At 39.0% G+C, this 20869-nt stretch carries 17 protein-coding genes; 12 read left to right on the top strand and 5 right to left on the bottom strand.

What is annotated here, in order from left to right:
- From DNJ75_RS12350 to DNJ75_RS12320, 7 genes are all read left to right on the top strand, one after another.
- Positions 1-626, top strand: a 626-nt coding sequence (locus DNJ75_RS12350) for a hypothetical protein (RefSeq protein ID WP_206609108.1), incomplete at its 5' end; no start/stop codon positions are given.
- A complete protein-coding gene (locus DNJ75_RS12345) occupies positions 626-1132 on the top strand; it encodes a hypothetical protein (RefSeq protein ID WP_117003764.1) in 507 nt (168 codons plus the stop codon). The genes DNJ75_RS12350 and DNJ75_RS12345, both read left to right, overlap by 1 nt.
- A gap of 68 nt (positions 1133-1200) precedes the next feature.
- Entirely contained in the window at positions 1201-1386 is a 186-nt protein-coding gene (locus DNJ75_RS12340; RefSeq protein ID WP_191092879.1) for a hypothetical protein, read from the top strand.
- Positions 1387-1395: 9 nt separating this feature from the next.
- A complete protein-coding gene (locus DNJ75_RS12335) occupies positions 1396-1992 on the top strand; it encodes a hypothetical protein (protein WP_117003762.1) in 597 nt (198 codons plus the stop codon).
- 189 nt (positions 1993-2181) lie between these two features.
- Positions 2182-2451, top strand: coding sequence for a CPCC family cysteine-rich protein (locus tag DNJ75_RS12330; RefSeq protein WP_117003761.1), 270 nt, complete (start codon positions 2182-2184; stop codon positions 2449-2451).
- A gap of 37 nt (positions 2452-2488) precedes the next feature.
- Positions 2489-2701: a hypothetical protein gene (locus DNJ75_RS12325; RefSeq protein WP_117003760.1), complete on the top strand. Its 213-nt coding sequence runs from the start codon at positions 2489-2491 to the stop codon at positions 2699-2701.
- Positions 2701-3207 carry an Imm26 family immunity protein gene (locus DNJ75_RS12320; protein ID WP_117003759.1) on the top strand — a complete coding sequence of 169 codons (507 nt, stop codon included), beginning with the start codon at positions 2701-2703 and terminating at the stop codon, positions 3205-3207. Before DNJ75_RS12325 ends, DNJ75_RS12320 begins: the two co-directional genes overlap by 1 nt.
- Before the next feature lie 48 nt (positions 3208-3255).
- Here DNJ75_RS12320 and DNJ75_RS12315 read toward each other — a convergent pair whose 3' ends face one another.
- From DNJ75_RS12315 to DNJ75_RS12300, 4 genes are all read right to left on the bottom strand, one after another.
- The gene (locus DNJ75_RS12315) at positions 3256-3747 is read right to left on the bottom strand and encodes a hypothetical protein (protein WP_117003758.1); all 492 of its coding nucleotides are present in this window, start codon (positions 3745-3747) and stop codon (positions 3256-3258) included.
- Positions 3748-3754: 7 nt separating this feature from the next.
- A complete protein-coding gene (locus DNJ75_RS12310; protein ID WP_117003757.1) occupies positions 3755-4447 on the bottom strand; it encodes a TSCPD domain-containing protein in 693 nt (230 codons plus the stop codon).
- A gap of 191 nt (positions 4448-4638) precedes the next feature.
- A complete protein-coding gene (locus tag DNJ75_RS12305) occupies positions 4639-7701 on the bottom strand; it encodes a hypothetical protein (protein ID WP_150469007.1) in 3063 nt (1020 codons plus the stop codon).
- Between the two features lie 363 nt (positions 7702-8064).
- Positions 8065-13821 carry a hypothetical protein gene (locus tag DNJ75_RS12300; RefSeq protein ID WP_117003755.1) on the bottom strand — a complete coding sequence of 1919 codons (5757 nt, stop codon included), beginning with the start codon at positions 13819-13821 and terminating at the stop codon, positions 8065-8067.
- A 193-nt stretch (positions 13822-14014) separates the two neighbouring features.
- Here DNJ75_RS12300 and DNJ75_RS12295 point away from each other — a divergent pair, with 193 nt between their 5' ends.
- The 5 genes from DNJ75_RS12295 (at position 14015) to hutI (ending at position 20467) form a co-directional block, all read left to right on the top strand.
- The gene (locus DNJ75_RS12295) at positions 14015-14878 is read left to right on the top strand and encodes a helix-turn-helix transcriptional regulator (RefSeq protein WP_117003754.1); all 864 of its coding nucleotides are present in this window, start codon (positions 14015-14017) and stop codon (positions 14876-14878) included.
- A 112-nt stretch (positions 14879-14990) separates the two neighbouring features.
- The gene (gene hutG, locus DNJ75_RS12290) at positions 14991-15944 is read left to right on the top strand and encodes a formimidoylglutamase (RefSeq protein WP_150469008.1); all 954 of its coding nucleotides are present in this window, start codon (positions 14991-14993) and stop codon (positions 15942-15944) included.
- Between the two features lie 27 nt (positions 15945-15971).
- Positions 15972-17672 carry a urocanate hydratase gene (hutU, locus tag DNJ75_RS12285; protein ID WP_117003752.1) on the top strand — a complete coding sequence of 567 codons (1701 nt, stop codon included), beginning with the start codon at positions 15972-15974 and terminating at the stop codon, positions 17670-17672.
- Positions 17669-19240 (top strand): histidine ammonia-lyase, encoded by a 1572-nt coding sequence (gene hutH, locus DNJ75_RS12280; protein WP_224742308.1) that lies wholly within the window; start codon positions 17669-17671, stop codon positions 19238-19240. The genes hutU and hutH overlap by 4 nt, the downstream gene beginning before the upstream one ends.
- Positions 19241-19258: 18 nt before the next feature.
- Complete coding sequence (hutI, locus tag DNJ75_RS12275; RefSeq protein ID WP_117003751.1) at positions 19259-20467, top strand: imidazolonepropionase; 1209 nt, start codon at positions 19259-19261, stop codon at positions 20465-20467.
- A 31-nt stretch (positions 20468-20498) separates the two neighbouring features.
- Here hutI and DNJ75_RS12270 read toward each other — a convergent pair whose 3' ends face one another.
- The gene (locus DNJ75_RS12270; RefSeq protein ID WP_157968328.1) at positions 20499-20819 is read right to left on the bottom strand and encodes a hypothetical protein; all 321 of its coding nucleotides are present in this window, start codon (positions 20817-20819) and stop codon (positions 20499-20501) included.
- Positions 20820-20869 lie beyond the last annotated feature (50 nt).

The following is a 20869-nucleotide window of genomic DNA, read 5'->3' as shown; positions in this document are numbered from 1 at the left end:
GGTCAATCAGTGGCATGTTTAGTGGTGACACGGGACATGACATAGCTGATCACGCCAATAGTTTTTCCTCAGGCATGAATAAGGGCATTAGTGGTGGATTGGTTGATCAAAAATATAATCGTGATCACCAGATTGACCATATGGTCGGTGAAACCTTAGGCATGGTTGTCGGTATGGGCATTGGTACTACTGAAGCTCGCATAGCGACTGAAGCAGGAGGCTTAATTAAAAGTGCCATTACTGCGGTTATGGAAGAAAAGAATGTTGCAGGGCAGGTTAATGCAACGCGCGGCAGTAAGGTCTTTACTACTTACACTAAAGTTAATCCTGCCACAGGGGAGACTTATGTTGGACGTACCAGTGGTTATGGGGATGTTAAGAGCATTGTTGAACGCCGAGATGCATATCATCATATGAATGCAAAGGGATTTGAAGCAGCTCGTCCAGATGTGGCGTCGACAAGTAAAGCTGCTATTCGTGGACGTGAACAGATGATGATTGAACACTATGGTGGTGCTAAAAGCATGGGCGGGACTTCTGGTAATACGATTAATGGCATTAGTCGCTTTAATCCACGCAAACAAGGTTATGTAGATGCTGCTAGAAATGAGTTTGGAGACGTATAATGAAAAGACAGCGACGTAAAATTGGTAATGTATTAGAAATTAAAGTTAAAGATAACCTATATAGCTATGGAATTGAAATAAACAATGAAGGTGATGTGGCATTCTTTGATTATTTTATTGATTCACCAGATAAATATAAACTAGACGATTTATTGAAATCACCACTCATCTACAAATTTTGCATATCAAGGTTTTTAGTAACTAAAAGTTATTTTAAAATCGTAGAGAACATTAATGTAGAAGATTATAATATCGATACAACATTAAAGCCCTGTTATATATACAACGCTTTATCAGGAAAATATCGTATTTATAATTGGCCGGATAAAGATATTCCGACCACTAAAGAATATATTATTGAACATAGATTAGCTCCATTAATGGTTTTTGATGGTGAAGAGCAGATTCAGCGCTTATTATTAGCCTTATATGAAAAAAGACCTAGCTTAGCATTGCAAACAGAACCATGGATTGATCCCTATAGTGACTTTAATTTAAAAGGTTGAAATTCGACCAAGACAGTCCGCTTCCAAGAGGAAAAGTCCCTTCGATATCTATGGAAAAATCAGATCATATGAAAACTGCAAGCTGGGGACGTTCTGGAAAATCCTTTCGAGCAAAACAAGCCGATTTAATTTCTAAAGGTCAATTTAGAGAGGCTCAACAGATGGATATTAATGACATAAGAGGAAAGTTTGGCTCTAAATATGATGGAGCTATAAGTCAAATGCAAGATTATACAAATACACTTGATGTTTAAGGCTGTTATATGATTTTTTATATTGAGAAAAGTGGAGCAAAAAACATTAAAATAGGCACAAATAAAACTGTAGTACGTGAAATTCTTTCGAAACAAAAGATTTCTTACACTAGAGATTATGTTGCTAATAAAAATACAGAGTTTGAAGAGAAATATGATGTTATCAATGATTCTCATATCTCATGCTATATATCATATGACCAAAGTGAAAACATTTGCTTTATTGATATAGATAGACCATCTACAGTGGTTATGCTTGATTTTTTTGACTATAAAAATTTATTTAATATAGATTTTTTTGAATTATATGCAGTGATCAATTCAATGGATGTTAATTTGGTAGTTACAAACAGGGGATTCATAAGTAAAAAATATATGTTTGGTGTGCACGCTCCATCATTTGAGTGTAGATATAGGAATGATGAAGAAGGTTATGAAGATTATCCCGAGGGTGAAGATGGGTGGAGCGGAGAAATAGCTTCCATATATATTTTTAACAGCACTGAATTAAAAAAACTATTAGATATAACTCATCATGATCAACAAATAAAGGATAAAATAGACGAATATCTTGTTGAGCATCAAAAGATGAAAACTCAATCTTAAAGAAGCATTAACTTTACTCTATTTGTATTAAATTTGATCACCATAACCCACAGCACAAGTTCCTGAGCATGGAGTTTGATAGCAATACTTTTTCTGTGCATAACTCTGTTGGTGAACCAAGAACTATGTTTAGACCAGATGAAGCTATGAATTATTGTAAAAGACAATAACCTGAGGAGATTTATTTAAATGAGTAATAAATATGCATGCCCTTGCTGCGGCTTTTTGACTTATGATGACGAGCCTAATGGAACATTTGAAATATGCCCAGTTTGTTTTTGGGAAGATGATGACACCCAAAATAAAGATCCAAAATATTGTGGTGGCGCTAATAAAATAAGCTTAGAGGAAGCTAGGCAAAATTTCGTAAAATATGGTGCTATCAATTTAAATTTAGTCAACAGCGTGAGGTCACCTCATGCAGATGAATACAACAGTAATTATAAGATAGAAGATTAAGTACAGGCTTATTAAATACCGAGATGCATATCATCATATGAATGCAAAAGGTTTTGAAACAGCGCGCCCAGACGTTGTATCCACCAATAAAGCTGCTATTCGTGGGCGTGAACAGATGCTAATTGAACACCATGGTGGTGCTAAAAGCATGGGAGGAACTTCTGGTAATGCGATTAACGGAATTAGTCGCTTTAATCCACGCAAACAAAGTTATGTAGATGCCGCTAGAAATGAGTTTGGAGATGTATAATGAAAAGACAGCGACGTAAAATTGGTAATGTATTAGAAATTAAAGTTAAAGATGGCCTATATAGCTATGGGATTGAAATTAATGATGAAGGTGATGTGGCATTCTTTGATTATTTTATTGACTCACCAGAAAAATATAAACTAGATGATTTATTAAAATCACCGCTGATCTATAAGTTTTGCATATCAAGGTTTTTAATAACCAAAAGTTATTTTAAAATCGTAGAGAACATTAATGTAGAGGATTATAATGTCGATACAACGTTAAAGCCCTGTTATATATACGACACTTTATCAGGAAAATATCGTATTTATAATTGGCCTGATAAAGATATTCCGACCACTAAAGAATATATTATTGAACATAGACTAGCTCCATTAATGGTTTTTGATGGTGAAGAACAGGTTCAAGAGTTGTTGTTAGACTTTTACGAGAAAAAACCTAGTTTAATATTGCAAACAGAACCATGGATTGATCCCTATAGTGACTTTAATTTAAAAGGTTGAAATTTACCCAGACTGGCCCACAGCGCAAGTTCCGGAGCATAAGGCCTATTAAACGCCGAAGGGACGCTTAACAATAAACCGGCTTAGGCCAATCCAAAGATAAAGATAACTAAAAAAGCTTAGCCAACCGGCAAAACTACCAAAACGATAAAGCCAACTAATTTGTGACAACATATGATTAATATCAGCATTTGCCTGCTGCATTAATACTTGTTGCATATAAGGAATTGTAAGGCTGCTAAATAATACAACGACACTAAAGATTACCAATAAAGCCGCTGCCACAATTAAATTTTTCTGCACATTTGGGCGCATTAGTTGAATGATTTTTTTAGGGAAAAAATACAGTAACACCACAAATTCAGTCATATAAGCGATGATCGTTAAAGTAAAGCGCCAACTAAGATCCGCATTAACCTCAGGCAAACGCACAACAAACCAACTTATCACAGAAATTGCAAGCAGCAATGCCGCCCATTTGTTCTTAAGAAAGAAACCAAGATAAATGCAAAAGGCAAGATAGAAAAAGGCATAAATCATGATTGATTTATCCGCACTTAGAGTAACCACAATTTAAGCATGTTAAGCAATTATCCATGCGTACCATCGCTTTGGTGCTGCATTTAGTACACAGTTGCGACTCAGGTGGGAAGTTATTGCTGGCATCATTACTTGGCTGTTGACGTTGATCTAACTCTTGACGTTTAGCGGCAATATATTGCTTCTGCTCTTCATCTAACTCATCATCTGGCAACATGCCGATCTTCTTTAAATGTTTTTCAATAACATCACCAATCTCAGAAACTAATGAAGGAATATACTTCCCACCACGCTTTAAATAACCGCCATTAGGATCAAATACAGATCGTAGCTCTTCAACTAAAAAGGTAATATCACCCCCTTTGCGAAAAACCGCTGAGATAATCAAAGTCAAAGCAATCGTCCACTGAAAATGCTCCATATTTTTAGAGCTTAAAAAGATCTCAAATGGGCGACGCATCTCATGCTCAGTGCCTTCATTTAAAACGATATCATTAATCGTCACATACAGTGCATGCTCTGCCTGAGGCGGCTTAATCTTATACGTTTCTCCAAGCAATGATTCTGGACGCTTGATATTCTCACTCATTTGCTGATGTGATTTTTCTTTTTTTATTGGTTTAACTGCAACATTGTTTGCCCCATCATCGGGTTTGACAATATTAAAGCCTGTGATTTTTTTCTCTATTTTAACTGCCATTTTTACTCTTTTAGCTCTTTTATGTCTTTTACTCTAAACGGTTAATAAAAAATACTTGTGATAAATCGCGCATCAAAAGTCGTCTTATTTTGCCTGAGCACGCCGATGAAAACAATCGATAATTCGTTGAAGTTTTGCTTTACTTTTTAAGCGTAATAGATCTTATCGATTACAGTTAATAAATCCAAGAATCAATGGCTATCAGTACTTACATCCAATTGCGTTGCAGCACGCAGATTATTCATAACATCTGGGTTTTCACGTAAATTAGCCGCTGGTAAATTGGCTAATAACTGCCATTTAGCTTGTGACTGATCATAGGTATATAACCCATTACTTGCCAATACATAAACCGTATCGTTAATCATTTTCATTCCATAAATACTGGCTTGTTTAAATGGATTAGAATCAGCACCTAAAATCTGTCTTGCCATGTTTTCGTTCGTATAATACACCGCATGAGTATTTAGTGAAGAAAAGTACACATTGCTATCGCTATCAAATGCGACAGACATGTTAGAACTCATATCATCTGGAAAGGTAGCGATTTGTTCCCACACATTATTCTTAAGCACTTCAACGCAAATCATATCTTGACCATTTTGAGTACACTGCATACTTTGATAAATATCTCCCGTTGCTGTTTTACCCATAGTAAAGACTTTAATAGTGCCAAGCGCTTTAGCAATCGTTTGTGTTAATGGCGAGTTGTTTTGATTGGTTAATTTATAGGTTTGACCTTGTTCAGTTGCCATGTAATACAAGTCACCTTTTTCATCTAAAGTCATTGGTATTGCTTCATTAATCGTTGATAAAACAGGTGTTGCTAACTTATTCCAGCCATCAAAATCATTGACTGAAGCTTGCGCTATATAGGCATGTGCATCTTCTGTCATGCCAACGCTTGACACAACAATTTGCCCTGAACCATTGATTTTGATATGTGTACTTTGACTTAAATCTCCCAATGCGTCATCTAGTCCCAAAAAATCATTCTGACCGTTAACAGACATCACTGAAGTAAAGCGCTTACCTAAAACTGGTGGATAAACATCTGGCAAAAATGGACGCTTCAATGTTTGATAGCCATTACTGATAAAAACGACACCTTGAGGAGAAATACCAACGCCTGAAATGAAGCTATTTAATATATACTCACCAGTGCTTTTCCCAGCAAACAGCACATGCCACCCTGTTTGATCATACTGGTAAATATAAGGGTTTGTTTGACTATCCACACTTGCATACAGTACACCACTTGCCGCAAAGTTAAATGTTTTATCTTCATCAGCATGGGCACCAAGCTTGTCAATCTGCAATAAGGCAGTTGCTTTATCTCCCGCATTTATATTCTGCCCTTTGACATAAATATAACAAGTGTTATCACGCTTTGCGGAATAGGCGTCAAGTGTTAATGTATTAGTCTGTCCTTTTGTAAATAATTGATCACTGTTAAAGCATGACTTAGGGCAAGTATTGGCACTACACCACGCTTGCGTGCCATCGTAGATGGAAAACTGCTTAAGATTATCGTTGGTTAATGACACCAAAACTGACTCATTACTAAAATTGGTATTAGTGAGCTTGATCGCCTTGACACTTGGATAAACCGTATCATCATCTTGCGATATTTCAGCATTAACCCCGCTTTTGGTTAAATAGATATTACTATTAATTGCTGCCGCCATATTGGTTTGTTTTGCCAAGCTTAAACGATAACCTTCAGCATCGGGTGACGAGTTTAATTGCGTATACTTAACCCCAACATAGCAGGTACTGTTTACTGCTAATGTCCCACCCGTTGCACAAGATGCTTGACCATTGGTTGGCGCGACAACACTCAGATAGTCACCTTGTAATGGTTGATTTGTTGTGTTTTGATATAACTGAAATGCATCCAAACTATCAGGCAGCTGCCACGCAAACGCACCATGATTGACAATTGCAACATTGATTACGCTATTATGCGAATCCATATTGATGTAATGTGATGCTTCTTTAAAACCAACATCCGCACCTGCAATTGTTACATCCTGATCAGAAACTTGATCTTTTGTGCTATAAAACATTTGATCAGAAAAATAATTAATATTAGCAAAGCGCTTATTAAAATCCTGAGCTTGATAGGCATTATCTGCAACTTGATATGACAGTACACAACTTCCGCCTGCAGCTACTAAGGTATCTTTTTGGCACATATCTTGCGTATTTTTAAGTGTCACACCTTGTGGCAACGTCAAATCAATGGTTTTAATCATCATTGCCCGAGTACTATGATTGATAAATGTCTGTTGATACTCACCTGGTGTTTTAATATCAAGACTTGATAGGGTTGCCGGTACTGAATAAGCATTAATGCTAACTGGAATCAAATCTTGTGCATTATCTGCAATCACCTGAAAAATCGGCTTATTATGATAGCTGTTTTGCTCAAGCGCTTGATAGAAATATTTAATAACTGCACCTACTGTATTGTTATCATCAGCCTTAACAAGAAGCGCTATCGTCAACGTTTGCTTAGGTGCTAACATTGTCGTATTAGCCTCAATCATCTGAGTGACTGCATTATAGTGACCGCCAGCAATATCCTGTAAATATAATGCAGCAATTACTGCATCTGGTGCGTGACTTAGGTCAATCTTCACGCCCTTGACTGCTTCGTTATTAGGATTATGAATAACAAATTGCATAACATTGCCTGGTGTCATTGTGATGGATGATTGCAACTGCAAAACATTTGTCATCTCACTGGCAGGTTTAAATGTTGTTTTGACAGGCACGTCAATCGCTGTTTCCGAAGCACCACTTAATGCGATCTTGACATCACCATTAATAGCAGCTGGAGCTAAGGACTCAACACTATAGTAAAGATTACAACTTTGTCCTGCTTGTAAGTTTACACCCGTGCCATTTGACCAGCATGAATCTTTATAGTCAGACTCAAGATGGACATACTGAGCAACAGTTGGCGATATCGACACCGATGTGATATGCACAGATCTTGATGGTGATTCTGCAGCACCGACTTGATTCATTTCAAGGGCTTGATCCATACCTACCTTCACTTCAACTTCAACCTCTGAGCTTCGATCTATTGCCGTCTCTGGCGTTAATTGCTCAGGCATATCACTACTGACTGCAAGAGGGCTTGCTATTGGTGCTGCACCACTGCTGACACCGCCTCCACCACAACCGGCAATGGCTAATACCGTCATACTGGTTAAACAAAATACTGATTTTTTAATCCAAGGCATACCTGTTCCTCTTTGACTATTTTTAAATGACAGAGATAAATTTAAAAACCCATAACGCCAATATGACATCAAATTCTAAGGTTACGCACTTTTCCTATTTCAACACCCCGCCTCGCAAGCTCAGCACCCCTCTTGAAAAGAGGGGAATATAAAATCACTGTTGCCTAATTCCCCTCTTTTCAAGAGGGGTGGCAGCCGTAGGCTGACGGGGTGTTTAATAACATCATAATTTTTTAAAAGTGTGTAATTCGAGTTAACTTCAGTTTGTAGTCGCTATGGATCTTGTTAGATTGCAAAGTGTACTAAGTACACCTTAAGAAGATAAGTGTATAAAATACACCCTATCATTTTTGACTTTAGTGATTACTGTTTTTTGATCTGCATGCCATTGACGACATCGATATCTTCAAATTGTGGTGTTGAACCAAGCATCGGGATTGGATTCTCTGCTTGCCATGGCGCATTTGCTTCATCATTCATCATATACATTTCATTAACACCGTCACTAATAGTACTCCATGTAGCCTCACGCTGCCCCAGCATATAGATATATTGATCGATTAAATTCACAGGGTTATAGACAATTTGCAGATTTAGCACGCCATAATATGGGTTAACTGGTTGACTTATTAGTTGATATCCTTCTGTAAGCTCACCCGATAAGCTACTTGGATTAATCAACACCATGTCACTTGCTTGACACTGATCATTACCTGTAATCACTGATAATGTGCCATTTTCACCACAGCCTAATGCAGCTTTATATACACGCTTCATGTTTGAATTCCCCCCAGCAAATGATGATCCTGCTGGATGGGTACCAAATAGAATCTCATAGTGCGGCACGGGTGTTAATTGTAATCTTGGATTAACTGCCAGCGTGAAAATTTGCTCATACTGCGAACTACCTTCAGAATTTGAAATAGATGCTAAATGATTCCATTGATTGTTGCTAAACAATGACACATTACCTAACACTCCTACCACTGAGACCATCAAAAGTGTTGGTGTATTCTGATTATCATCTTTAAGTGTGAAAGGCAGCGAATTAAGCTCTCCAATATAGTTAAAGCCCTCATGTTTTGCTGCATAATATGTCTGCCACGTCGGTGAGCTTGGTGCACCAGGAGTACCAATTTCATCCGCTGGAATACGGTAGATAGTACCGCTATTATCAATTGTGGTGTATAAATAGCCTTTATCAAACTGTAATGAGGTTATTGCCATTTTTTTAGTTGATTTAGCAACTAACTCCATTCCTTGATTAGTCATTTGGTATAACGACGTATAGCGACCATCCATATAAATATTGCCCTTATCGTCTTTGACTGCATCTCCAAATCTTACTGTTGAAAACGACCCCGCCTTCATGAGCTGCCAAGCGTTTGTATCAAATAAAAAGCCATAGGATTTATCTAGCAGATTATGATATACACGATTGCCTTTCATCAAGAAAATATTTTGCTGTGGCTTTAATGTATAGTTATGCACTAAGTCTGACGCATTAAAGGCAATATGATCAACCGTCAGTGTTTTATCTGACACTTTATGAACATAGACTTTACATTGGCTTGGCGTGACATTTCCTCCATCATTTATTGCTGCTGGCATAAGCACCTTACCATCATCAACCTCACACTGTTCAGGGCATGTCAATGGCGTGCACCATGGCGAGTTACTGTCTTTTGTTAATACTTGGTAAGCATTTTGATCTTGCGGCATGGTAATACTCACTTCATGCGCAACTGTATCATAGTTAGATAAGGTAATTGCCTGAGTATTTAATGCAACTTGACTATTATCAACATAGCTTTCAAAACCTATATCATTTACAACATGTAAGTTTAACTGCCCACCATCTATCGTTAAGCGCAAATCAGGCGAGGTCTTTAATATATAATCTCCTGCAGCCACCGTATCATTTGCTTGCACCGTTAAATTACAACTCTCACCTGCTGCCAATGAGCTCAATGCGCTACAAGAGTTTATTGTAGATCCTGTGATCGCGAAACCTGAATTGATTAACTGACCAGCTTGATTATAAACACTAATTCCTGATGTTAAAGCTGCTTCACTTGGAATCTGCCAATTAAATCCACCTTCGTTCTCAATCGTTATATTAACCTCTGTCGTTGCCCCTGGGTTTGGTGCTAACAAGTAAGCATTACTCTTTATCAGGTGTGCTTCATTATCAGCAATAGTTATTGGGATGTCATATTTAATACCACCACTTAAACTAACTTCAAGCTTGGGCTGTATGCCGCCATTTACAACATAACTTTCAGGATCTGCATGTAATGTTATTCCCTTTGAATCACCATAATGCAATGTCAATGGGTAAGTCGTATCATCACTTACAAGGCTCAAACCAACGCTATCCCCTGCAATCAAAGAAATGCTTTCAAGCTGCGTTTGTGAGCTTCCGCTATATTCAAATTGATAAAAATGATCCCCAGGTGATTCCACATCAATACTTGAATCAGCTAGATCAAATGGTGCTTTGACATCAACCGATGGACAAACTTTATTACCATTAGATGCTGTGGCATAAATCAAGCAGCTTTGTGTATTATCAAGCAAGCTATCTTTATTGGCATTTAACCAATCAGACACGCTTTGATCCATCGCAGGTGTGAAACTAAACTGATAAGACTGTGAGGGTGCTAAGGTGTTAATCACCAAACTATCACTATCTCCTGTTAAGATTTGAGGGATATGAAGTCTTACGCCACTTAAGCTTTCATATTGTGACGGGTTAGTGATTTCAAGGGTGTTTATCTTACCTGCGGTTAGGGTTAAATCACTTAATTGCGGTGATATATAATCCACACCACTATCACCACCTACCGTGAGTGCTTGATGCAGAAGCTGTATGTTTTGCCCATCGACTGTCGCGTGAACATTGATAAAGCCATTAACGGCTTCGGTTAATGCTCCTTCACTATTAAACATAAGCTTTTGTCGAATAGTGCAATGCTCACCGGATTGTAATGTCATGCCATCAACGCAACTACTTATTTCCGCTTCATTTGCAAGACTAATCGTGGAGAGTCCTTCTAAGCTAAAGCTTGGGATACTATCTAATGTAATAGCATGCGTTGCATGATTTGTTAGTTGATAGCTGACGTACACCGGATTTTCATCTGCCCCTACTATCGAGGATTTGACCTTACTTGGGACAAATCTTGCATCAACGGGATCAAATGAATAATTATTTGTTGTCGTTGTTGTGTAAATCACATTTTTTGCATCTGCTAAATTATTTTTAGCCGCAATCTCAAGGGCGATCTGATCAGGCGCCGTATGACTTAAATCAAGTACTAATGTACAACTTTGCCCAGGCGCAATACTACCTGCACTTAAGCAGCTAGATTGCGCTGGAGCAAGGGTTACCCCTTGGGCAAGCTCATTATTTGCTAAATCAATGATTTTATAGTCAACACTATCATCACTGGCATGCCAATCAAATTGACCATTATTGGTAATCGTTAGTGTTTTTTGTAATGTATTGCCTTCTGTCAGTGGCTTTTGCATCTGGCTTAAGAAGTTAGGAACGATATTAAGATCATTACTTGTTATCTGATTAGCAACGCTGATCTGTTTTTGCAGTGATTTATTTTGATTGTTCAGACTATAATCGACCTGATACGTCGCACTGCCCTCTGCTGAACTACTGACTTCAAGCGGGATATGCACCGTACTATTGGCATTAATTGTTAATGGCAAATGAAGCTCAGGATCAAAGATTACTCCCGTTATGCCATGCCCCAAAGTCAAGGCAGTAACAACCACCGGGCTTGTTGTTGGGTTATGCAAACTAATCGATTGACTATCCGTCGCTGTTAATGTTTGATTATCTGCCTCTAGCGTATATTTAGTCACCGCAAAGCTTGGGTAAAATGCCAACATATTTGCTGCAGTTAAGCTTAAGTCATGTGTCACTTGATTCGTTAATAATGCATCATAATGCGCGTCAATATAGCTCTCAGCAGCAACGCTTGAATTAAAGCTCAATGTAAAGATATAAGATTGTCCTTGCTTTAACACAGGGATCATTAAGCTTGACTGGCTTTCACTTGTTAATAAATCACGTAAATCTTGCGGTAAATGTAATGCTAAATTCACGATATCTTGATCGCTATTATTCTTCAATGCAATTTGTATACGCTCATTATTCATACTACTTGATGTGGCTTCACTTAAGCTTACACTCGACAATACCGCACTGGCATTATTGCTTGCTGCCGCAATCACATTAAGCGCTGCTAGGTCAAGTTGCGCAATATTTTGATGTGCTTGTGCATTAATATCAGCATCAATGCTGATTTTCCCCTGGGCAAGCGCACCAAGATCTGCCGGATTAACAAGACCGACGCTTAATACACAGCTTGCGCCTCTTGCCAAGCTCATGCCATCTTGACAGGCATTGGCACCGGCTAAGGGATCATTAACGCTTTTGTAGCCTTGAGGTAGATGCACTTTAATATTTGTCATCGTATCTTGATCATCATTGGATAATAATAAGCGATATATTGCCTGACCATCCGTTGTATTAAGCACGTAAGGAATCAGTTGATACTCAGGTGATAGTGATACCTTTTGATCAATCAAGCTTAAACTCACTGTTTTGACGCCATCTTGTGTGGCATTGGCACCCAATGGGATGTTAATAGCAGCACTATCTGGCACATTTTGAGCAATATCTTTGGTGTAACTTACATTTAATGTGCAAGAGCTGCCAGGCTTAACTACTTCACCACTTAAGCAGCTTTGCCCTGTTGAAGATGCGCTTACCGCAATACCTTCATCAGCAACTTCATAATCACTTGCATTTGTCGAAGGATACCAATCAAATTCGCCATTATTGGTAATCGTTAACGTTTTAGCCAAATGATCAACATACGATAATACATGACTATTGACACTTAATGATTGTGCTTTGATTAACGCATCAATATCTAATTGACAATCTAGCGCCTTTGTTTGGTTACCGGAGTGTGTTTGATAGTCGACACGAACCTTAACAACGCGCTCAGCAACATTGCTATCAAGCTTGATATAAAGTGTTTTGGTTGAGTTAGCTAAGACACTTAGCTGGCTTTGATCAACACTTATCCCTTGCTGGATAACATGACCTTGACTATCCAATAGCGCAATGCTGACATGGTTATAATCTTGGTTGGTATTGTTCTTTAAAGTTACTGGATAGAGTGTTTGTGTGCTATTGAGCTCAGCTGTTGGCGCTGATTCTATTTCTAAACCACTATTGATATCAATATTTTGAATCATAGTTCTTTTCAAGTTATCCGCAACCACATAAAACTGGTTTAATGCATTGGTAATTGTCTCTTTAGTCACATCATCGGGTAGGTGAAACGCGAGTGTTGCACTTTGACCTGGGGCTAATGCGTCAATATGCAAATGTGTATCCGTGCTTACACCAGATAAAGCAGCAGGTAATACAAGCTTTAGATGACGCAAGGTCTGGTCTGATTTATTAGTCAATACAATACTGCTATCAGCACCTAATATAATCTCTAAAGGCGTTTGTTCAACCGAATACGTAAAGTTATCACTTGCCAAAAAGGTTTGGCTCACAGGTGCACTAAGAGAAAAGTCAGTATTACTATGCTGATATTTAATCGTAAGATGCGTATCTAAATGCACCGGAGAGTGACATGATACGCTAAAGGCAAGTTGACATTGCTCACCTGTTGCAAGTGCTTTGTATGATCCGTCACTTTGTAGACAACTATTTGTTGTATCCGTATTAAAGATGGCACTGCATCCTTCAGGTAGCGCATCAAAATATGCCTGCTGTATTATCGCACTGCTACTAACTGATGTACCAACACCCGTGATTGTATTGCCTGCATTATTAGCAATCGTCACGCTATCACTACAACTGGAATCACCGTTTTCTGCTGCTTGACATGAATAATTATTACTATTACTCGCTGCAAGTACCGCAGTTACTGGCGTGTCATTCGAGCTTGAGCTGCTACCACCTCCGCCACCGCAACCAGAAAGCACGACGGCAATGGCAATGCAACTTAATTTAATGGGTAAACCAAATTTATTAAATGGGTTAGATAAATTAGAAATAAGATTGTTTTTCATATGCTCCTCTTTGAATCATTCTGATATTTAACATCACAAATACAAAACTGGTCACTGTTTGTGCCAGGGAGCATAGTTATACTTTTTTTAAATAGGACTTATTAGTGTATAAAATACACCCTGTATTTTATACTTGTGTCCTCACATTTCTCATCTAGACTTGATACAGTCAGGTGTTAACGGATGTAGCAATATGGATAATAAACATACAAAAAATGATAGGATTAGTGAAAATGCCAATGATGGTAACAGTCATGAACACGATAAAAACACCTACTATCTTAATTCATTTAGTCATTTATCAGAAAAAGACATGACCGCCATCTATCGCGATTGCCAGTACAATGAACGCGCAATTAAAGAGATTCTGACACTTATTTCACAAGATGGCATTATCGGCTTTGATTTTTTCCGCGTGACTAAATCCTATGACTTTAATTATGTTGGCAGTACCGCACCTGATGAGCTTAAAGCTTATTTTAGATTAGGTTTTTGGCAGCTTGATGCCCTTTATGGCACGCTTAATCAAGAGGCCTATCGCATTATTGATTATAGTGAGTTTCCACAGCAACAGCATGCCAAGCAAAACTTTGATGAATATTTAACACTCGTCACCGAAAGACTTTATGCTGATTATAAAGATGTCTTACTTTTTAATACCACCAAAGCATCATTTAACTTATGCAGCTTCAAGAAAAAAGCGCAATACTTCCAACGTTTACGCTCGACAATGAATCTTATCTATAAACGCATTCATATCCAACAATTATTAACGCCCTCTGCCGAGGATATCAATCGCTTAAGAGCACAGAACACACCGCAACTTGAACAACCAAGACTTGCTTTAATCCAAGCACTTTATAATCTTACCGAAGGTGAGCTCATGCATCTTAAAACCATTGCTGCAGGCGGTTCAGCCAAAGATATTGCGCGCCAATCAGGACGCTCTTATCGCTATATTCAAAATATTATTCTTGAGTTAATTGAAAAGCTCCAGCTTATTAATAAAGATGAGCTTGAAACCATTGCCCAAATTATTATGACCTATGAAGATTAGGCGCATATACAGATGCATAGTATTTTAAAGAATTTTGCATATCAGGGTTGCGATCAAGCACTTTATTGGTAAAGATATTACACATTCTGTAATTAAGTATATTTTTAATCTTATGAAATACCTGCCTGCTAATAGCGCATCAAACTACGCTTCTCGAATGACTGATGTTAACAATGAGTATTTCCATCAATTGATTAAAAGTATTGATCTTAATCAAACGATCAGCACATTAGAAAATGATAAACAACACTTTATCTTAATTGGCTTTTGCTGCGATGAAGGTGTTAAACGCAATCAAGGGGTTATTGGTGCCAAAGAAGGTTCTGAATACTTCAGGCGCGCATTTTTTAACTTAGCAGCACATCTAGAGAGTAACACCAGGCTTTATGATGCGGGTAATGTCTATTGCGATAGTGAAGATCTTGAGTCAGCACAGCAGTTATTAGCAGAATATGTCGCTAAAATCATACAACTCAATGCCACACCGATTGTCATTGGCGGTGGGCATGAAACGGCTTGGGGGCACTTACAAGGTCTTTATAAAAAGAAGCTTAATCCCACGATTGTTAATTTTGACGCACACTTTGATTTGCGAGAAACTTTAACAGGTAACCTTGGCAGCTCAGGCACCCCTTTCTATCAAGCATCACGTTATTTGCAAGATCAGCAACTAGACTTTAATTATTATTGCTTGGGTGTGCAGCCATTTGCCAATACCAACCGTTTATTTGATTACGCTCATGCGACCAATACCCAATATTTGCTTGCTGAGCACATCAACAACAACTCACAAGATTTGTCATTTATTGACAAAATTACAGCACAAAATAAGCAAATCTATATCACGCTATGTCTTGATGTTTTTCAAGCAGCACTTGCCCCAGGGGTAAGTGCTGCTCAGGCATTAGGTATTGATAGCCCTTTTGTTATAAATGCTTTGCGTAAGCTCAAGCAATCTAAACAAGTGATTGCTTTAGATATCGTTGAGCTTAATCCAAAAAAAGATATCGACAACAGAACCGCTAAGCTTGCAGCAGCACTTCTTGCGAATTTTCTACAAGCTTAAACTAAACTCACAGGAGGAATTTATATTATGTCACGCACAATCAAAGCCGCAACAGGCACCAAACTTAGCGCTAAGTCATGGCTCACTGAAGCGCCTCTTCGCATGTTGATGAATAACTTGGATCCTGATATTGCTGAGCATCCACAAGATCTTGTTGTTTATGGCGGTATCGGTAAAGCGGCACGCAATTGGGAATGTTTTGATAAAATCGTTGAATGTCTTGAGAAGCTTGAAGATGATGAAACACTCCTTGTTCAATCAGGAAAGCCTGTAGGTGTTTTCAAAACACATGCCGATGCACCACGTGTATTGATTGCCAACTCGAATCTTGTGCCACACTGGGCAGATTGGCAGCACTTCAATGAACTTGATAAAAAAGGCTTAATGATGTACGGGCAAATGACTGCCGGCTCTTGGATTTATATCGGTTCACAAGGCATTGTTCAAGGGACTTATGAAACTTTTGTTGAAATGGGACGCCAGTATTATAATGGTGATTTATCCGGCAAATGGATTCTCACAGCGGGTCTTGGTGGCATGGGCGGTGCGCAAACACTTGCGGGTGTTTTAGCTGGCGCTTGTGTATTAGCCATTGAATGTGATGAAAGCCGCATTGATTTTAGATTGCGTACAAAATACGTCGACTACAAAGCCAAAACCCTTGATGAAGCAATGGCTATTATCAATAAAGCTTGCGCTGAAAAGCGTGCGATTTCTGTTGGGCTTTTAGGAAATGCTGCTGAGATTTTACCTGAAATGATCAAGCGCGGGATTAAGCCTGATGCAGTTACCGATCAAACGAGTGCCCATGATCCATTAAATGGCTATCTGCCAATTGGTTGGAGCTTAGAAAAGGCTAAAAAAGAGCGTCAAAGCAATCCTGATCTTGTCGTTGCTGAAGCTAAAAAGTCAATGAAAGCGCATGTAGCAGCTATGCTTGAATTTGCCAAGCAAGGCATTCCAACTTTTGACTATGGTAATAACATTCGCCAAGTCGCCTTTGATGAGGGCTTACAAAATGCGTTTGATTTCCCAGGTTTTGTGCCGGCATTTATCCGTCCACTGTTTTGCCAAGGCATTGGACCGTTTAGATGGGTTGCTTTATCGGGTGATCCTGAAGATATTTATAAAACTGATCAAAAAGTCAAAGAGCTTATGCCAAATGATAAGCACCTACATAATTGGCTTGATATGGCAAAAGAGCGTATTGCTTTCCAGGGTCTTCCGGCACGTATTTGTTGGGTTGGTCTAGGCGATCGTGCTCGTCTTGGCTTAGCATTTAATGAAATGGTCAAAAATGGTGAGCTAAAAGGCCCTATCGTCATTGGTCGTGATCACTTAGATTCAGGCTCTGTCGCGAGCCCTAATCGCGAAACAGAAAGCATGAAAGACGGCTCTGATGCAGTATCTGATTGGCCGTTATTAAATGCCCTTCTTAATACCGCAGGAGGAGCTACTTGGGTGAGTTTACATCACGGTGGAGGTGTCGGCATGGGCTTCTCGCAACACTCCGGTGTTGTTATTGTTGCCGATGGCACTGAAGCTGCAGCGAAACGTTTACAGCGCGTCTTAACCAATGATCCAGGCACAGGTGTTATGCGTCATGCCGATGCCGGTTACGATATCGCCATTAATTGTGCCAAAGAGAAAGGGCTAAACTTACCCATGGTTAACGCCAACTCAAAAGATGATCATTGCACCGCAAGCAAAAAAGAGGCATTAATATGAGTGAAGTGATGAACCACACAAATACAACGAATAGCAAAGCATTAAATCCACAGAGTTTTTGCTTAATCCCTGGTGAGCTTAGCCTTCAGGATATTGAGTTACTAATTACGAGCACCTGCCCTATTCATTTAGATGATCGTGCTTATGCTAAAGTAGCAACATCTCGCAGCATTGTTGAAGAAGTGCTAAGCGCTGGCAAAACAGTCTATGGCATCAATACTGGTTTTGGTTTATTAGCCAATAAAAAAATTCCAACAGCTGATCTTAAAGAGCTGCAACGCCGTATCGTCTTATCTCACGCTACTGGTGTTGGCAAACCACTGGATAATGATACTATTAAGCTCATCATGCTCCTTAAAATCAACAGTCTTGCACAAGGCTACTCAGGTGTCACACAACAAACCTTAGATGCGTTAATCGCCTTTTATAATCATGGTATTTATCCGGTGATCCCTGAGCAAGGCTCAGTTGGGGCATCTGGTGATTTAGCACCTTTAGCACATATGAGTATGCCGCTTATTGGTGAGGGAGATGTTAATTATCAAGGGCAATGCATCAGTGCACAAGATGCCTTAAAACAAGCAGGCTTAAATGCGATTGAACTTCAGGAAAAAGAAGGCTTGGCTTTACTTAATGGCACGCAAGCATCAACAGCAATTGCTTTGATGGGTCTAATTAAAGTTGAGCGTAATTTCAGTATTGCTACTATCGCTGGCGCTCTAAGTATTGAGGCAACCTTTGGTAGCATGAAACCCTTTGACCCTGTTATCTCCCAGATCAAACGCGTTGAGGGGCAAATTATTTTCTCACAAGTCATGCGCAATTTATTGGAAAATAGTGAGATTATGCACTCGCATGATCACTGTGGCAAAGTGCAAGACCCTTACTCACTACGCTGCCAACCACAGGTAATGGGTGCGGCATGGCAAGTAATCAATGATGCTAAACGCAATTTATTAAATGAAGCCAATGGCGTATCTGATAACCCGTTGATTCTGCCCGAAACCAAAGAGATTATCTCAGGCGGCAACTTCCACGCTGAAATGGTCGCCATGAGTGCCGATATGCTGAGTATCGCTTGCGCTGAGATTGGTGCGATTTCTGAGCGTCGCATTGCCCTTTTGATTGATAAGCATTTAAGCGGCTTACCTGCCTTTTTAATTGAAAATGCCGGACTTAACTCAGGCTTTATGTTGGCGCATGTCACCGCATCATCACTAGCCAGTGAGAATAAAACACTGGCACACCCGGCATCTATTGACAGTCTGCCAACTTCTGCCAATCAAGAAGATCATGTCAGTATGGCAACTTTTGCCGCACGCAAATTAAATACGATTGCTCAAAATGTATTATCTATCTTAAGCATTGAAGTGCTTGCTGCTTGTCAAGGGGTGTCACTAAGAGCGCCACTTAAAACATCGAGTCTATTAGACAGAAAATATCGCCAGATTCGCGCTAAAGTCCCTTATTACGATGAAGATCGCTATTTTGCACGTGATATCGAAAATGCCACAGATGTCATCAAGCAACATGCTTTCTATAGCGATGTTCACACACAGCTTTTTTAAATATTAAAGGTGAGTAACATGTACGATCTGATCATCCAAAATGCGCGCCTTGTGACCTTTGATCAAGACGAGCGTATTTTGGATAATGCCGCCTTAGTCATTAATCAAGGCAAGATTATTGATATCTTAGCCACAGGCTCAGCACTGCCTAAGGCACGCGAAATCATTAATCACAGTGGTCAACTGCTAACTCCAGGACTCATTGATTGCCACACGCATCTTATCTATGGTGGCAATCGTGCGGATGAGTTTGAAATGCGCTTAAATGGTGCCTCGTATGAGGAAATTGCCAACAAAGGCGGGGGAATTCGCTCAACCGTTACAGCAACACGTAACGCCTCTTTAGATGCGTTATATCACAGTGCACATAGACGCCTTAAGCAAATGATGCAGTATGGTACAACCACTTGTGAGATTAAGTCAGGTTACGGCTTAGATATCGATACTGAAATGAAGATGCTTAAAGTTGCGCAAAAACTTAACACATCAAAAGGCATCGATATTATCCCTACCTTTTTAGGTGCACATGCTTTGCCACCTGAGTTTGATGACAAGGATCAATATATTGATTTTATTATTACTGACATGCTACCAGTGCTTAAAAAAGAAAATCTGGCACACGTTGTTGATGGATTTTGTGAGAATATTGGTTTTTCACACGCGCAAATAAAACGCCTATTTACTCATGCCAAAGAACTTGGGTTTCAGCTAAAACTTCATGCTGAGCAGTTATCTGATCAAAAAGGTGCCGCTCTTGCCGCTGAATTTAACGCCTTATCCGCTGATCATTTAGAGTATTTGGCACTTGAAGATATTGCTAAAATGCAAGCGGCAAACACGGTTGCCGTTTTATTGCCTGGGGCTTATTATTTCTTGCGTGAAACTAAACTGCCTCCAGTAACTGAGCTTTTAAATAATCACGTCAAAATTGCTATTGCGACTGATGCCAACCCAGGCTCATCACCCTTTTTGTCATTACCATTGATGATGAATATGGCATGTACCCTATTTCGCATGACACCATATCAGGCCTTTCAAGCAACAACAATCAATGCTGCTCATGCACTTGGCATCCAAGATCAAAAAGGGAGTATTGAAATAGGCAAATGCGCTGATTTAGTCTTATGGGATTGCGAGCATTACAATCAAATTATCTATGATGCAACGTTGAATTATCGCAAAGCAACTATTAAGGCCCTATGCTCCGGAACTTGCGCTGTGGGCTAGTCTGACTATATTTAACACATATAATATAATTTTAATGCTTTTTTAAATTAGCAAAGTATTGGTTTATTTTTTCTTTAATAGTCGGGTCATGAAGTATATTTGTAGGTATGTCTTGGTAATAACTATCATTAAAAAAACAAATGGACTCAACAGTTCCGCTCCATCCTTCTTCACCACGAGGATAATCTTCTTCTGTGTCATCCCACCTACTAGTTAAAAAAGGAGCGTTGACGCTTATATTATATTTTAAGGAGGTCAAGCCGCTAGAGTCAACCACAGCAGCTCCCGCTGTATTTTTTATTTTTGACAGTCTTAACAGGTGCTTTTTGAAAAAAATAAAATGCCCTGCCATCTTTAATAGCATTTTAAACTTTTATGTCGCATCAAAAAATTCTAGGGTAT

Source organism: Cysteiniphilum litorale, from assembly GCF_003428165.1.
GTDB classification, from domain to species: Bacteria; Pseudomonadota; Gammaproteobacteria; order Francisellales; family Francisellaceae; genus Caedibacter; species Caedibacter litoralis.
The sequence above is the reverse complement of the archived record's forward strand: the minus strand, read 5'-3'. Positions and strand labels throughout refer to the sequence as shown.